The organism is Bacillus cereus group sp. BfR-BA-01382 (assembly GCF_022663475.1).
Lineage (GTDB): Bacteria > Bacillota > Bacilli > Bacillales > Bacillaceae_G > Bacillus_A > Bacillus_A thuringiensis_S.
The window spans coordinates 1-425 of sequence record NZ_JAKUFQ010000293.1 but is presented as its reverse complement, the minus strand read 5'-3'; the positions used below and the strand labels follow the sequence as shown (position 1 = coordinate 425).

The window sequence follows — 425 nt, the reverse complement described above, 5'->3', positions numbered from 1 at the left end:
CCTGCACATGCATTTCCGCTACCTCATTACAAAATAAACAGTTCTGTATATCCCTTGTGAATTGCGGTGAAACAATCATTTGTTTTTTACACATAACGCACATCCCCCTCTTAGTTAATTTTGTTGAATTTGTATAATAAATCTGGATATTTTCCTTTTAAATACATACGTTTTTCATAATCGTCAATCATAGGCGAAATTACCTTATAACAATGAACAAACCCAATAATGAAACCAATACTTAAAATTGATATAAGCATTGTCATCAGTACCCAATCCGTTGTGTTTGTATATATTTGTATGAGAAATATTGTTATAACGGCTCCAAATATGATTGATAATCCGATGCCCTTGTCTTTCATATAGAAGTTAAAAATGAATTTCAACTTGCTTATTCCGCTCAGGTTAACCAATCGGAAACACCT

The 425-nt window shown here is 32.2% G+C and carries 1 protein-coding gene; it reads right to left on the bottom strand.

Features of this window, described 5'->3' with window-relative positions; all coding sequences use genetic code 11:
- Window positions 1-110: 110 nt before the first annotated feature.
- A partial coding sequence (locus MR160_RS34000; protein ID WP_242299239.1) for a hypothetical protein occupies window positions 111-425 on the bottom strand: 315 nt, incomplete at its 5' end.